The organism is Hansschlegelia beijingensis (assembly GCF_045505405.1).
Lineage (GTDB): Bacteria > Pseudomonadota > Alphaproteobacteria > Rhizobiales > Methylopilaceae > Methylopila > Methylopila beijingensis_A.
Map to the genome: position 1 here is coordinate 1 of NZ_JBJKEX010000602.1, position 984 is coordinate 984.

The 984-nt window shown below is 71.6% G+C and carries 1 protein-coding gene and 1 pseudogene; both read right to left on the minus strand.

The annotated features are described in order from the left end of the window. A pseudogene (locus ACIKT0_RS19000) lies at nt 1–217 on the minus strand (cobalamin biosynthesis bifunctional protein CbiET); the annotation flags it as partial. A 33-nt stretch (nt 218–250) separates the two neighbouring features. Continuing rightward, the coding region (locus ACIKT0_RS19005; protein WP_407106851.1) for a cobalt-precorrin-6A reductase at nt 251–984 on the minus strand (734 nt) is incomplete at its 5' end.

The following is a 984-nucleotide window of genomic DNA, read 5'->3' on the forward strand; positions in this document are numbered from 1 at the left end:
ACGGCAGCATCGGCGACGGCCACGCCCGCCGTTCCGCCGCGGGGGCGAGGTGGGCAGGCAGCAGGGCGAGGTGACGCGCGCCCCCGACGACCAGTTCGGCCTCCTGGAGCGCACGCAGCGCTTCGCCGGTGAGGGACGCGGAGCCGTTTTCGCCGACGCCGATCACGGTCAGCCACCGCGCGACGGCAGGTTTCTCAACGAGGATGGCGGCGGTCATCAGCGATTCCAGTTCGGCCGGTACCGCTGCAGGCTACCACGCCCCCGGCGCGCCAAGCGTCTCTGCGACCGCCGCCACCGCCTCGTCGACGGTCGCGAATACATTTCCATCCACTGGCGCGGGGCGGTCGACGATGATCACCGGCACCCCCCGCTCGCGCGCCACGGTGAGCTTCGCCTCGGCGGCCGAAGACCCGCTGTTCTTGGTCACGAGGCAGGTCACGCGCCGCTCCTCGAACAAGGCGCGCTCCGCCTCGACGCTGAACGGCCCGCGGTCGAACAGGAAGCTGGCGCGGGGATGGCGGCAGGGCTGTTCGGGCGGATCGATGACGCGGAACAGAAGCTCGAGATCGTGCCGCTTCTCGAAGTGATGCACATGCTGGCGCCCCAGCGTGACGAAACACACCCCGGCCGATGCTGGCGCGACCTCGGCCGCGGCCGCGGCGTCCGGCACGACCCGCCAGTCATCGCCAGGCTGACGCGTCCACTGGGGCCGATCGATGTGGATCAACGGCGTGCCGACCTCCCCGCAGGCGGCGGCGGCGTTGCTCTTCATCCGCGACGCGAAGGGATGCGTGGCGTCCACCACCAGCGCGATGTCCTCCACCGCCAGATAGGCGGCGAAGCCGTCGACGCCGCCGAAGCCGCCGACCCGGCTCGCGCCGAGCGGGTCGCGCCTCCGCTCGGACACCCTTCCGCGATCGCCGAAGCGCGCCCGCGCATTTAGCGTTTCTGACCTGACGGCCGCAAGCCGCAGTTCCGATCCGG